The sequence below is a fragment of the Rhizobium gallicum bv. gallicum R602sp genome (genome assembly GCF_000816845.1).
Lineage (GTDB): Bacteria > Pseudomonadota > Alphaproteobacteria > Rhizobiales > Rhizobiaceae > Rhizobium > Rhizobium gallicum.
In genome coordinates this window covers 3,539,647-3,553,473 of sequence record NZ_CP006877.1, presented here as the reverse complement: position 1 = coordinate 3,553,473, position 13,827 = coordinate 3,539,647, and the positions used below count along the sequence as shown (strand labels likewise).

Genomic DNA, 13,827 nt, shown 5'->3' with positions numbered 1-13,827 from the left:
TCAGCGATGGTGGTTCCGTTCGCCGCGATCCCGATCGCGGTCCTTGCCATGGTGATGGTCGCCCTCGTCGCGGTCTCTGTCGTGATCGCCCCGGTGGTGATCATGTGATTTATGCGGCCTGTCGTGGTCATGCGGCTTGTCCGGCTTATGCGGCCTGTCGGGCTTGTCGGGCTTGTCCGGCTTGTGCGGCCTGTCGGGTTTGTGTGGTCTATCGGGCTTATCCGGCTTGTCAGGTTTATTCGGTTTCTCCGGCTTATTCGGTTTCTCCGGCTTCGGCTCCGGAGGCGAGACGGCCGGCGCCTGGCGCTGAAGGTTATCGGGCCGCTGCAGTGCCGCCGTCAATCCGCAGCCGCCGCCCATCATGCCGGAAAGCGACTGACTGCCGGAAAGGAATGGGAGGGCGCGTGGCGTTCCCAGTCTTCGAAGGACGCCCTGGTTTACGCGCGCGACATCCGTCATGTCGCCGTTGGGTGTCGCAACGACACAGTCGCAACGGCGTGTCAGTTGCCGGCAGCCGCCCGGGCCGCAAAACTGGGCGGCGCCATTCAGCATGACGACGGCCGTCGTTCCATCCGGGCCGACATAGAAATCGAAGGCGGTGCCACGCACGCCAATCGTGCCCGCAGGTGTCAGGATCTGGTAGGCGGATGATTTCGAACTGCCGCTGATCCAGCGGAAAGTTCCCTTCGCTGCGCGGATGCTCAACTTTTTGACCGATTGAGAGTCATCGAAGATGTATTTGTCGATGACGACTGACGAACCCCAGCCGACCGCAAGCTTGGTGCCGTCACGGAAAACAAACTGGCCGAGGCCGGATCTCGATGTACGAATGCGCTCGTCGCGATGGACTGCGGCATTTACGGTCAGCGGTCCCGTTTGACCGGTCACTTCCGTCTTGATGAGGACGGCCTGGCCAACCTGCTCGGCTGCGGAGGCCGGCATGGAGCTGGAAAGCACCGCGCTGAGCACCGTGGCTGTGGCAAGACGCACATACGACATGGGAGCACCCCTAAGGATAGGAACATTTACATGTAATTTCGCATCTCGTCTTCCTGCCCTCTTGGGTTAGTCGGACTAATCCGGTGCGGGCGGGCGGATGCGGCAACCTCAGTGTCACCAACACTTGTTCCACCCATGTCAAACAAAAGCCCGTTCGCGTCGCAAAAGAAACGTTGTGCCGCATTTCGATTTGCGATTTGTATGGCCACGAAGAAAATGCCTTTCCCTGAAGGAGATGAAGGCGGATGCGGAAATACTCGGTTTTTGCCGTGGCACGGGAAGCCCTCAGAGGCCACAAGGGCTGGGAGAGGCAGTGGACTTCGCCGGAGCCGCGTGCGCAATACGACGTCATTATCATCGGCGGTGGCGGGCATGGTCTGGGAGCAGCCTACTACCTTGCCAAGGAGCACGGCATCACCAACGTCGCGGTGTTGGAAAAGGGCTGGCTCGGCGGAGGCAACACCGGCCGTAACACCACCATCATCCGCTCGAACTATCTCTATGAAGAGAGCATGCACATCTACGAGCATTCGATGAAGCTCTGGGAGAATCTGTCACAAGATCTGAATTACAATGTGATGTATTCGCCGCGCGGCGTGATGATGCTTTCGCACAACGTCCACGATCAGCAGTCCTTCAAGCGGCATATCCATGCCAACCGGCTCTATGGCATCGATAATGAATGGCTGACGCCGGAGCAGGCGAAGGCTTATTGCCCCCCGCTCGATATTTCGGCAGCTGCCCGTTATCCGATTAACGGCGCCGCCTTGCAGCGCCGCGGCGGTACGGCGCGTCATGATGCGGTCGCCTGGGGTTATGCCCGTGCGGCGTCGGATCGCGGCGTTCACATCATCCAGAATTGCGAAGTCACCGGCATCCGCCGCGGACCGGACGGGCGGGTTGTTGGCGTCGAAACCAATCGCGGCTTCATCGGCGCGAAGAAGATCGGCGTCTCCGCGGCCGGCCACTCGACGACCGTGATGAAGATGGCGGACGTGCGCGTGCCGCTGCAATCGAGCCCGCTGCAGGCACTGGTTTCCGAACCACTGAAGCCGATCTTTCCCTGTGTCGTCATGTCGAACACGGTGCATGCCTATATCTCGCAGTCCGACAAGGGCGAGCTGGTCATTGGCGCTGGCACGGACCAGTATAATTCCTATTCGCAGACAGGCGGCCTGCAGATCATCACGCATACGCTTGATGCGATTTGCGAGCTCTTCCCGATGTTTCGCCGCGTCAAGATGATGCGCTCCTGGGGCGGCATCGTCGATAATACGCCGGATCGTTCGGCGATCCAGTCGAAGACGCCGGTTCCGGGGCTTTATGTCAACTGCGGCTGGGGAACGGGCGGCTTCAAGGCGACGCCGGGTTCGGCCAATCTCTTTGCGCACCTGATCGCCCGCGACGAGCCGCACAAGTTCAATGCCGGATTGACGCTGGAGCGCTTCCGCACCGGGCGCCTCATCGACGAAGCGGCAGCCGCCGCCGTCGCGCACTGACCACGCACTTCCGACAAGGGAATCCAATGCTACTGATCTACTGCCCATACTGTCAGGAAGAGCGCTCCGAGCTCGAATTCCGTGGCGCTGGCGACGCGCATATTGCGCGGCCCCAGACTATCGCTTCGATTTCCGACGAGGAATTCGAGGCGTATTTCTTCATGCGCGACAACCCGAAGGGTCTGATCTTCGAACGCTGGCGGCACATCCACGGCTGCGGCCGTTTCTTCAATGCAGCGCGCGACACCATCAGCGACAAATTCATCATGACCTACAAGGCAGGCGAGCCAAAGCCTGAAATAGGCGCTGCGAGCGTCCCGCACGCCCCCGTCGAAACCTATGAAGCGACGGAAGGAGAGGCGAAATGAGCGGCGCGAACCGAATTCCAGGCAAGGGACGCCTGACGCCGGCGAGAACCGCCCGCTTCACTTTCGATGGCAAGAGCTATACCGCGCTCGAAGGCGACACCGTCGCTTCGGCGTTGATCGCCAACGGCGTGCATCTCGTCGGCCGCTCCTTCAAGTACCACCGCCCGCGCGGCATCCTTTCAGCCGGTGCGGAAGAGCCGAATGCGCTGATTGACGTTGCCCGAGACTCGGCGCGAAAGCAGCCGAACGTGCGCGCCACGGTTCAGGAAGTCTTCGACGGTATGATCGTCAAGTCGCAGAACCGCTTCCCGTCACTTGCTTTTGACGTCGGTGGCATAAGCGATCTGCTTTCGCCGTTCTTTGCGGCGGGATTCTACTACAAGACCTTCATGTGGCCGAAGGCCGCCTGGAAGCATGTCTATGAGCCGCTCATCCGACGTTCCGCCGGTCTCGGCGTCGCGCCGACGGAAGGCGATCCGGATCACTACGCAAGCCGCTATGCGCATTGCGACGTGCTCGTCGCCGGCGCGGGCGTTGCCGGTCTGTCCGCTGCCCTTGCCGCGGCTGAGGCGGGCGCCCGCGTCATCATCTGCGACGAGCAGGCGGAATGCGGCGGTGCGTTGCGCTTTGACTGCGGCGTGAAGATCGACGGCATCGAAGGCTACGTCTGGGCGCAGCGGGCGGCTGCCAAGCTGAAGGCGATGGACAACGTGCAGGTTCTGACCCGCACGACGGCCTTCGGCTACTACAACCATAATTTCATCGCTCTTGCCGAGCGCGTGACCGACCATATCGCCAAGCCAGGCCGTGACCTGCCGCGCGAGCGTCTCTGGCAGGTCCGCGCCAAGCGGGTAATCCTCGCCAGCGGTGCAATCGAACGGCACATGGTATTCCGAAACAACGACCGTCCGGGCATCATGCTGGCGTCTGCCGCGCGCATGTACCTGAACCACTACGGTGTCGCCGTCGGAGCCAAGGTCGGTGTCTACACCGCCCATGACTCGGCCTATGAAGCCGCTTTCGACCTGAAGCGTGCCGGCGTGGCAATCACTGCGATCGTCGATTGCCGCCAGACGCCGGGGGCTGCAGTTCTTGCCGAAGCGCGTTCGCTCGGTATCGAGGTGCTGGCTGGACAATCGGTCATCAATACTTCGGGAAAGCTCCGCGTCTCATCGATGACCGTCGCCCGCAACGGCGGCGGCTCGCCGCGCAAGATTGCGGTCGACGCATTGCTGGTTTCGGCCGGCTGGACCCCGTCGGTGCACCTCTTCTCGCAGTCGCGCGGCAAGGTGAAGTTCGAGCCGGAAAGCCAGCGCTTCCTGCCGGGCACCTATGCGCAGGACTGCCTGTCGGTCGGCGCCTGCAACGGCACCGACGGCCTGCAGCAGACGATCGAAGAGTCTCTTGCGGCCGGCGAGCTGATGGCGCAAGCCGTCGGAAAATCGGGCAGTGGCAAGATTAGCGTCTCGGCCGAGCAGGCCTATGACTGGACCGGAGGTATGATCGGTGCTGCCGAAGGTGCCGGCCCGGAGACGAGCGCCAAGGCCTTCATAGACTTCCAGCACGATGTCTGCGCCAAGGACATCCGTCTTGCGGTGCGCGAAGGGATGCACTCGATCGAGCACATCAAGCGCTTCACGACGAACGGCATGGCCTCCGACCAGGGCAAGCTCTCCAACATGCACGGTCTGGCGATCGCCGCCGAAATGCTCGGCAAGGAAATCCCGCAGGTCGGCCTCACGACCTTCCGTGCGCCCTATACGCCGGTCACCTATGGCACGCTGATCAGCCATTCGCGCGGCGAGCTCTTCGATCCCGCGCGTAAGACGCCGATGCATCAGTGGGAAGCGGCACATGGCGCTGTGTTCGAAGACGTCGGAAACTGGAAACGTGCCTGGTTTTATCCGCGCGCCGGCGAGACGATGCATCAGTCAGTTGCCCGCGAATGCAAAACGGCTCGCGATATCGCAGGCGTTTTTGATGCCTCGACGCTCGGCAAGATCGAGGTCGTCGGCCCGGATGCGGCCGAGTTCATGAACCTGATGTACACGAATGCCTGGGACACGCTGAAACCCGGCAAGTGCCGCTATGGCATCATGACCCGCGAAGACGGCTTCGTGTACGACGACGGCGTTGTCGGGCGTCTTGCAGATGACCGTTTCCATGTCACGACGACGACAGGCGGCGCGCCGCGCGTTCTTCATCACATGGAAGATTATCTGCAAACGGAGTTCCCGCATCTGAAGGTGTGGCTGACCTCCGTTACTGAGCAATGGGCTGTGATTGCCGTGCAAGGTCCGAAGGCGCGCGAGATCGTTGCGCCGCTCGTTGAGGGGCTCGATATTTCCAACGAGGCCTTCCCGCATATGAGCGTTGGCGAGTGCAAGGTCTGCGGCGTACCTGCGCGCCTCTTCCGAGTGTCGTTTACTGGCGAAGTCGGCTTCGAAATAAACGTTCCAGCCGATTTCGGCCAGTCGGTGCTGGAAGCGGTCTGGGCAAATGCCGAGCCGCTTGGCGCCTGCGTCTACGGCACCGAGACGATGCACGTCCTTCGCGCCGAAAAGGGCTATATCATCGTTGGACAGGATACGGACGGCACTGTTACGCCGGATGACGCAGGTCTTTCCTGGGCCGTTTCCAAGAAGAAGACCGATTTTGTTGGCATTCGGGGGCTGAAGCGTCCCGATCTCGTCAGGGAAGGCCGCAAGCAGCTTGTCGGTCTCGTCACGAAGGATACGAAGCTGGTGCTCGAAGAGGGCGCACAGATCGTCGCCAATCCGAACGAGCCGAAGCCGATGACCATGCTTGGTCATGTGACCTCGTCCTACTGGTCGGAAAACCTCGGCAAGTCGATCGCCTTCGCGCTGGTCGCTGGCGGAAGGGCGCGCACAGGCGAGACCCTTTATGTACCAATGCCCGACAAGACGATTGCCGTTGAAGTGACGGACATGGTGTTCTTTGACAAAGAAGGAGGCCGGATCAATGGTTGATGTGGCAATTCGCAAATCCGCTCTTTCCGGCAGCCACGGCGGTTCTGCCACTGTGCGGCTGACGCCTGCGCCTGCGGCGAGCCGGGTGGCGCTACGGGCGCCTTCAGCTTCGCTCAAAGCTCTTTCATCGGCTCTCGGCCTCTCGATCCCGGATAAGCCGAAAACCTCGGGCCGCAAGGGCGGACGCTCAGTGCTCTGGCTCGGCCCCGACGAATGGCTGGTGATCGATGACGACGGCGCAGATCTGATGGCCTTGTTATCAGGTGTCAGCCTCCTTCATTCGGCGACGGATGTCTCCCATCGCAATGTCGGCATCATCGTCTCTGGCCCCGGCGCCGAAGCCGCGCTTTCAGGCGGCTGCCCGCAGGACCTGTCGATAGGCACATTTCCGGTCGGCGCCTGCTCGCGCACGCTGTTCGGCAAGGCGGAAGTCGTGTTCTTCCGCACCGAGGACGATACGTTCCGGATCGAATGCTGGCGATCGTTTTCCGACTATGTCTTCGGTCTGCTGGCCGAGGCGGCAGAAGATGCGGGGCACTGACAGGCTGGCCGTGAAATCGCGCGAGAGCGGCTAAGGACGCAGGGCCGCTTTCAGCAATTCAATGGCCGCTGAAACGGAGGAGCCCTTGATCGGGGTCGTTCGCAAAATTCCCGCCATGCCAACGGCGTTAACTCCGCGCCATCAGGGGCTTGGCGGGATATTCCGCAAGGTCCTCAAGGACCCGATATCGGGCATCCTCCCAAAAGAGTGTCTCCACCCAATCATATATCGGAACCATGTGGAAATGGATCGGTAGCCCGGGGCGTGTCCATATCGGCCGATGTAGACGCGCCGCGCCTGCAGAACCGTGGCAGCGCGTCCTCGACCTTTGCCAGTAGCGGGCCGAGTTCTGCAAGCGCGCTGGCCTGTAATTCGGAAAGTTCACTTGCAGGCGCCTTGGAACCGACCATAAGATAACCCGGCAACGCCGAATTCATCCTGTGGTTTACAAGCCGCTCCCGGTTTCGAGTATATCATTAAACTGTGTGGGATTTCCAAAGAGCCTGCTCCTCAGGTTTCCTCCGGCCGGTCCTTCGGGTCGAACTGGATGATGGTGATCCAGTTCGCAGTAAGCGCGGGTTTCTTCTCGTTCTCGATCTCGATGGACACTTCATATGTGGTCATCAGCATGCTGGCGCCGCGAAAGCGTGCGTCGGCGAGGACGAAATGGCCGCGGATGCGGGTGCCGGATTTGACCGGCGCCATGAAGCGCACCTTGTCGAATCCATAGTTGATGCCCATCGTCTGCTCGCGGATTTTGGGCAACGCATTGTAATTCATTGTGGAAAGCAGAGAGAGCGTCAAGAAACCGTGGGCGATCGTGCCGCCGAAGGAGCTTTCGGTTGTCGCGCGGGCCGGGTCGGTATGGATGAACTGATGGTCGTTGGTGGCGTGCGCAAAAGCGTCGATCATCGCCTGATCGACAAGAATCCAATCTGAAAGCCCTGTTTTCGTGCCAATGAGCCCGCGGACTTCCGCGAGCGAAATTTCCTTGACCATACATTCCCCATGAAAAAAGCCGCCTGCTCAATTGCTACAGTGGATTTATGACAATTACGACAACGATTCAGATTCGTTGCGGCTTGAATCAAATCCCGACGCAAAAGATGGCCGACCGCGGCGGAACGATCACGGCCGCGCCAAGCTTCCCGGAATTGCCGGACGGGCTCAACAGCCGCCAGGCGGCAGTGTCTGGGGGCGGGAGGACGAAGTCTATCGCATTGTTCGATCGGTTGAAAAGCACGGCCAGGCGAACCTGTCTGCGGCTGTCGCGGTCGCGCGTTGTGAGCAGCATGCCGAGCGTGGAAAGATCGGCAGTCTCCCACTCTCCAACGGTCATCGCATTGCCCGAGGAGGATATCCATTCGACATCGCCGTTGCCGTCAAAGAAGCCGGATTCGGAGAAGACGGAGAAGCGCTTTCGCAATGCTGCCACGAAGGCGGTGTGGGCGATCAATTCTTCATCCAGAGCCTCCCAGTCGACCCAGGTAATTTCGTTGTCCTGGCAATAGGCGTTGTTATTGCCGCGCTGTGTTCGCCCGCCTTCATCACCCGCCGTCAGCATGATGCTGCCGCGGCTGGCAAAGAGCGTCGAGATCAGCGCCTTCAGATCGCCACGGCGCTTCTTGATGATATCGGGATAGCGCGTTTCGCCCTCGATGCCGTTGTTCCACGAATGGTTCTCATTGTGGCCATCGCGGTTTTCCTCGCCGTTCGCTTCGTTGTGCTTATGACTGTAGGCAACGAGATCCTTCAGCGTGAAACCGTCATGGGCAGCGAGGAAATTGACGCTGCGAGTCGCTGTTCCGCCGTTTCGCAGGAAAATGTCGGAGGAGCCGGCCAGTGCTGTTGCGAGCGGCCCGGTCTTCCAGTCGTCGCCGCGCCAATAGCTGCGGATATCGTCGCGAACGCGGTCGTTCCATTCGAGGAAGGGAGCTGGAAAATTGCCGAGTTGATAGCCGCCCGGACCGATGTCCCAAGGCTCGGCGATCATGACGCGCTCGGCGAGCACGTCATCGTCGAGGATCGCCGAGAGTGTCCCTCCATGGGTCTCGAAGCCGTTTGCCGTGCGGCCAAGAACAGGCGCCAGATCGAAGCGGAAACCATCGACGCCGGCGCCGAGGACGAAATGTCGCAGACTATCGATGATGAGCTGGCGGACATAGGGATGATCGCAGGCGACGGTATTGCCGGTCCCGGTGTCGTTGACAAGCTCGCCGGGCCGGCCGGGCAGATGCCGGTAGAAGGAGAGATTGTCGAGGCCGCGCAGCGACAGCGTCGTGCCGTAACGGTCGCTCTCGCCGGTATGGTTGAAGACGAGGTCAAGAATGACGCCGATGCCTTCGGCCCGAAGTTTCGCAACCGTGTCGCGCAGTTCGGCCATGCCGCCCGGCGCGAGGCGCGGATCGAGCGCCATGAAGGCAACGGGATTGTAGCCCCACCCGTTCGTTAGTCCGAGCGGCGGCAAATGGCGCTCGTCGATCCAAGCGATGATCGGCATCAGCTCGACGGCATCGACACCGATCCGCTTGAGATGAGCGATCACCGAGGGATGGGCAAGGGCGGCGACGGTGCCGCGCTGCGTCTCGGGAACGTCCGGGTGGAGGATCGTGAAGGGTTTGACCGCGACTTCATAGATAAAACCGCCTGGCTTGAAGAGGGGTTTCTCCAGCGTCACTTTCGTATCGCGGGTCACCTTCGCCTTCGGCATCAGGTTCTGCGTGTCTTCGCCGAAGATGCCAAGACGCGGATCGTGGCGGAACGGCCGGTCGAGCAGTTTGGCGTACGGGTCGACCAGAAGCTTGGACGGATCGAACCAGAGACCGTTTTCCGGAGCATAGATGCCGTCGACCCGAAAGCCGTAACAGGCGCCTTCCTTCAGACCGTCGACGAAAAGGCGGTGCACATGGCCGTTTTCGCGCGCCATCGGCAGGCGCGCGAGTTCCTTGTTGCCGGTTTCATCGAAGAGGCAGAGCTGGATCTCTGTGGCATGCTGCGACCAGACGGCGAATTCGACGCCGGTTTCGAAAAGGGTCGCGCCCCCTTTAGCCCTGTTGTCCGCCCGCATGAGCCTCCGATCAGGTGATCACCGAAGGTGCATCACGGCCCGTGCGCTTGCGGATGTCCGCGATGCTTTCGGCGGCGGCGACCAGGTCGGCGAGCGCCTCCTGCGTCTCGATGTTGTGCCGGGTCGAATCTGGCTCGTACCGCTCCAGGTAAACGCGTAGCGTCGCACCGGACGTCCCGGTGCCCGAGAGGCGGAACACGACACGCGAGCCGCCCGAAAAAAGAATGCGAATACCCTGATGTTCGCTGACCGACTTGTCGACCGGATCGTGATAAGCGAAGTCGTCCGCTTTTTCGACGGTCAAGCCGCCGAAGTTCTTGCCCGGCAGGGCCAGAAGCTGACTGCGCAAACTATCGATCAGGCCGTTTGCAGCGTCGGTATCCACGCCTTCATAGTCATGGCGGGAATAGTAGTTGCGGCCATAGGTCTGCCAATGCTGGGTAACGACGTCCTGAACGCTTTCGCCGCGGACGGCAAGGATGTTCAGCCACAGGAGTACGGCCCAGAGGCCGTCCTTCTCGCGGACGTGGCTGGAGCCTGTTCCGGCGCTCTCCTCGCCGCAGATCGTTGCCATGCCGGCATCGAGCAGATTGCCAAAGAATTTCCAGCCGGTCGGCGTTTCGTACATGCCGATGCCGCGTTTTTCGGCGACGCGGTCGGCAGCACCGCTGGTCGGCATGGAGCGTGCGATGCCTGCCAGGCCGCCGGAATATCCCGGCGCGAGATTGGCGTTGGCCGCGAGGATCGCCAGGCTGTCCGAAGGGGTGACGAAAATGCCGCGGCCGATGATGAGGTTGCGGTCGCCGTCGCCGTCCGAAGCGGCGCCGAAATCGGGCGCATCCTCGCCCATCATCTCGTCATAGAGTTCCTTGCAGTGGACAGGATTCGGATCCGGATGATGCCCGCCGAAATCCGGCAGAGGCATGAAATTGCGCACCGAGCCGAGCGGCGCGCCAAGACGGTTTTCGAAGATTTCCTTGGCATAGGGGCCGGTAACGGCGCTCATCGCATCGAAGGCGATGCGGAAGCCGAGGCTGATCAGATTGCGGATCGCGCCGAAATCGAAGAGCTCCTCCATCAGCGCGGTATAGTCCTCGACCGAGTCGATGACCGAAAGCATCATGCCGCCGGGCAGTTCTTCCTTGCCGATGCGATCGAGGTTCACGTCAGGGAAATCGGCGATCTTGTAGCTGTCGATCACCCTGGTGCGCGCATAGATCGCGTCGGTGATCTTTTCCGGCGCTGGCCCACCGTTGTTGACGTTGTATTTGATGCCGAAATCTTCGGTCGGGCCGCCGGGATTGTGGCTGGCGGAAAGGATAATGCCGCCGAAAGCCTTGTATTTACGAATGATGTGTGAGGCAGCCGGGGTCGAAAGAATGCCGCCTTTGCCAACGATGACCTTCCCAAAGCCGTTGGCGGCGGCCATTTTGATCGCCTTCTGGATGACCTCGCGATTGTAGTAGCGTCCGTCGCCGCCAATGACGAGGCACTTGCCCTGATAGCTTTCCAGAGAATCGAAAATCGATTGGATGAAGTTCTCAGCATAGTTTGGCTGCTGGAAGACCGGGACCTTCTTCCTGAGACCCGACGTGCCGGGTTTCTGGTCCTGGTAGGGCGCTGTGGATACAGATTTGTTCATTTCTGTCACTTGCCTTTCGGGGCGAGGCTTGAATAGAGGGCAGCGTAGCGCTCGGCGCTCTTCTCCCACGAGACATCCGATTTCATGCCCTGCTTTTGCAATTGGGTCCAGACTTTTTGGTCCGCGAAGAGATGTAGTGCACGCCGGATTGCCTGCAACATACCCTCTGCGGTGACGGGAGAAAACTGTATCCCCGTTGCGACTTTCGCTGCAAGCGCGGCGTGATTGGCATCGATCACGGTATCGTTGAGACCGCCGGTGCGTGCCACGATCGGCACGCAGCCATAACGCAAGCCGTAAAGCTGGGTGAGACCGCAAGGTTCGAAACGCGAGGGAATGATGATGGCATCGCAGCCGGCCTGCATGAGGTGCGACATCGGCTCGTTATATCCGATCGAGACGCCGATGCGGCCGGGATGACGGGCGGCTGCGGCAAGCAGCGAGCCTTCAAGCGCTGGATCGCCGGAGCCGAGGACGGCAAGCTTGCCGCCAAGGGCGACGATTGCGTCGGAGGTCGCAGCGATCACGTCCATTCCCTTTTGCCAGGTAAGGCGGCTGATGATGCTGAAGATCGGCGCGCGGTCATCATGCAGGCGGAAAAATTCGGCGATCGATTTGCGGTTCTCTTCGCGATTTTTAAGTGTCGTGACACCGTAGTGTGTGTGGACGACCGGATCGGTTGCCGGATTCCAAACTTCAGCATCAATGCCGTTGACGATGCCGTGCAACACGTCGCGACGGCTGGCGATGACACCTTCCAGCCCCATGCCGAACGCGTTCGTCAGGATTTCCTCGGCATAGGTGGGGCTTACGGTGGTGATCGCGTGCGCGGTCTGAAGGCCACCTTTCAGGAAGCCGATATGACCGTAATATTCGATGCTTTCGGTCGAAAACGCATGCGGCGGCAGGCGCAGGCTCGGGAAGATGTCGGCGCTGAACTGACCCTGGAATGCCATGTTGTGGATTGTCAGAACGGTCGGCAGCTCGGGCGTCGGATAGTAGCGCATATAGACCGGCGTCATGGCGGCTTGCCAGTCGTGGGCATGGACGAGGTCCGGCCGCCAGTCCGGCATCAGGCCGGCGGCGATTTCGGCAGCCGCCAGCGATAGCGCCGCAAAACGCCGCCAGTTGTCGGCATAGTCCTTGCCCGTGTGGTCGAGATAGGGACCGCCTGCGCGATCGTAATATGCAGGGGCGTCGAGAACGAGGATATCGAGGCCTTCATATTCCACTTCCAGCACCGTCGCGGGCGCTCCCAGCAGATCATCGAACTGCAGGCGAACGACCGGATCGCGAATGACCTTCATGACTGCCGGATAGCCGGGCATGAGGGTCTTCGTCTCAATGCCGAACCGCTTGAGTGCGATTGGCAGGGCGCCGGCCACGTCGGCAAGGCCCCCTGTCTTGATCAAAGGGAAGACTTCGGACGCAACCGAAAGAACTTTCATATGTCTAAAGATCCAACTTATCAATCATCGGTTGCGTAATCAGGCAAATACCGCTTTCCGTCCGCCGGAACCGCTTGGCATCGAGTTCCGGATCCTCGCCGACGACAAGGCCCTCCGGAATGACGACGCCATGATCGATCACGACGTTTTTCAATTGCGCGCGCCGGCCGACCTTCACGCTCGGCAGGACGACGGCACCCTCCAATTTCGAATAGGAGTTAGCGCGAACACCGGTGAAAAGAAGGCTTTTGTGAAGCGTGGCGCCGGAGATGATGCAATCGCCGGCGACGACCGAGGAGGTTGCCGAGCCACGGCGGTCTTCGTCGTCATGGACGAATTTTGCCGGCGGCGAGATTTCCGCATAGGTCCAGACCGGCCAGGATTTGTCATAAATATCAAGTTCCGGAACGATCGCCGTCAGATCGATATTCGCCTGCCAGTATGCTTCGATCGTTCCGACGTCGCGCCAATAGGGTTCGTGTTCGAAATCCGAGCGGACGCAGGACTGGCCGAAGCGGTGGGCGACCGCCTTACCGTTCTTCACGATATAGGGGATGATATCCTTGCCGAAATCCTTGCTGGAATTCGGATCGGCTGCGTCGCGGCGCAATGCGTCGATCAGGAACTTGGTGTGGAAGACATAGATCCCCATGGACGCCAGCGCAAAATCAGGTTTGTCCGGAATGCCTGGTGGATTGGCGGGCTTTTCGACGAAATCGATGATCCGGTCGGCCTTGTCCACATGCATAACGCCGAAGCCGACGGCTTCCATGCGCGGCACTTCCAGGCAGCCGATGGTGACATCCGCGCCCGAATCGACGTGCTGCTGCAGCATCCACTCGTAATCCATCTTGTAGACGTGATCGCCTGCAAGGATAACCATGTACTCGACGCCGTAATCCTCGATGATGTCGATGTTCTGATAGACGGCGTCGGCAGTGCCTTCGTACCATTGCGTTTCCGAGACGCGCTGGCTGGCCGGCAGGATGTCGAAGCTCTCGTTTCGCTCGGGCCGGAAAAAGTTCCAGCCGCGCTGCATATGGCGGATCAGAGAGTGAGCCTTATACTGCGTCGCGACGCCGATGCGGCGGATGCCGGAATTCAGCGCGTTCGAAAGTGCAAAGTCGATGATACGTGATTTGCCGCCGAAATAGACCGCCGGCTTGGCGCGCCGGTCGGTGAGTTCCTTGAGGCGGCTTCCCCTGCCGCCGGCCAGAACATAGGCCATTGCGTCGCGGGCAAGTGGCTGAATGCGCTTTTCTACCATTGTCTA

The 13,827-nt window shown here is 60.5% G+C and carries 10 protein-coding genes and 1 pseudogene; 4 read left to right on the top strand and 7 right to left on the bottom strand.

Annotated features, from left to right (window positions below; genetic code table 11):
- Positions 1 to 999 carry a FecR family protein gene (locus RGR602_RS17425; RefSeq protein ID WP_052451612.1) on the bottom strand — a complete coding sequence of 333 codons (999 nt, stop codon included), beginning with the start codon at positions 997 to 999 and terminating at the stop codon, positions 1 to 3.
- A 245-nt stretch (positions 1,000 to 1,244) separates the two neighbouring features.
- Between RGR602_RS17425 and RGR602_RS17420 the strand changes: the two genes are divergently transcribed.
- From RGR602_RS17420 to RGR602_RS17405, 4 genes are read left to right on the top strand one after another with little or no spacing between them, the layout of a single operon-like run.
- The gene (locus RGR602_RS17420) at positions 1,245 to 2,498 is read left to right on the top strand and encodes a sarcosine oxidase subunit beta family protein (protein ID WP_039846114.1); all 1,254 of its coding nucleotides are present in this window, start codon (positions 1,245 to 1,247) and stop codon (positions 2,496 to 2,498) included.
- Positions 2,499 to 2,524: 26 nt separating this feature from the next.
- Positions 2,525 to 2,866 (top strand): sarcosine oxidase subunit delta, encoded by a 342-nt coding sequence (locus tag RGR602_RS17415; protein WP_039846113.1) that lies wholly within the window; start codon positions 2,525 to 2,527, stop codon positions 2,864 to 2,866.
- Positions 2,863 to 5,856 carry a sarcosine oxidase subunit alpha gene (locus RGR602_RS17410; RefSeq protein WP_039846112.1) on the top strand — a complete coding sequence of 998 codons (2,994 nt, stop codon included), beginning with the start codon at positions 2,863 to 2,865 and terminating at the stop codon, positions 5,854 to 5,856. Before RGR602_RS17415 ends, RGR602_RS17410 begins: the two co-directional genes overlap by 4 nt.
- Positions 5,849 to 6,397: a sarcosine oxidase subunit gamma gene (locus RGR602_RS17405; protein ID WP_039846111.1), complete on the top strand. Its 549-nt coding sequence runs from the start codon at positions 5,849 to 5,851 to the stop codon at positions 6,395 to 6,397. Before RGR602_RS17410 ends, RGR602_RS17405 begins: the two co-directional genes overlap by 8 nt.
- A 30-nt stretch (positions 6,398 to 6,427) precedes the next feature.
- On the opposite strand, the pseudogene RGR602_RS38455 reads toward RGR602_RS17405, so the two are convergent.
- From RGR602_RS38455 to glgC, 6 genes and pseudogenes are all read right to left on the bottom strand, one after another.
- Positions 6,428 to 6,834, bottom strand: a pseudogene (locus RGR602_RS38455) (HIT family protein).
- Positions 6,835 to 6,907: 73 nt separating this feature from the next.
- Positions 6,908 to 7,396: a MaoC family dehydratase gene (locus RGR602_RS17395; RefSeq protein ID WP_039846109.1), complete on the bottom strand. Its 489-nt coding sequence runs from the start codon at positions 7,394 to 7,396 to the stop codon at positions 6,908 to 6,910.
- 88 nt (positions 7,397 to 7,484) lie between these two features.
- A complete protein-coding gene (gene glgX / locus RGR602_RS17390) occupies positions 7,485 to 9,464 on the bottom strand; it encodes a glycogen debranching protein GlgX (RefSeq protein ID WP_039846108.1) in 1,980 nt (659 codons plus the stop codon).
- 10 nt (positions 9,465 to 9,474) lie between these two features.
- Positions 9,475 to 11,106, bottom strand: coding sequence for an alpha-D-glucose phosphate-specific phosphoglucomutase (locus RGR602_RS17385; RefSeq protein WP_039846107.1), 1,632 nt, complete (start codon positions 11,104 to 11,106; stop codon positions 9,475 to 9,477).
- Between the two features lie 5 nt (positions 11,107 to 11,111).
- On the bottom strand, positions 11,112 to 12,554 hold the full coding sequence (glgA, locus tag RGR602_RS17380) for a glycogen synthase GlgA (RefSeq protein WP_039846106.1): 1,443 nt from the start codon (positions 12,552 to 12,554) through the stop codon (positions 11,112 to 11,114).
- A gap of 4 nt (positions 12,555 to 12,558) precedes the next feature.
- Positions 12,559 to 13,821, bottom strand: coding sequence for a glucose-1-phosphate adenylyltransferase (glgC, locus tag RGR602_RS17375; RefSeq protein WP_039846105.1), 1,263 nt, complete (start codon positions 13,819 to 13,821; stop codon positions 12,559 to 12,561).
- Positions 13,822 to 13,827 lie beyond the last annotated feature (6 nt).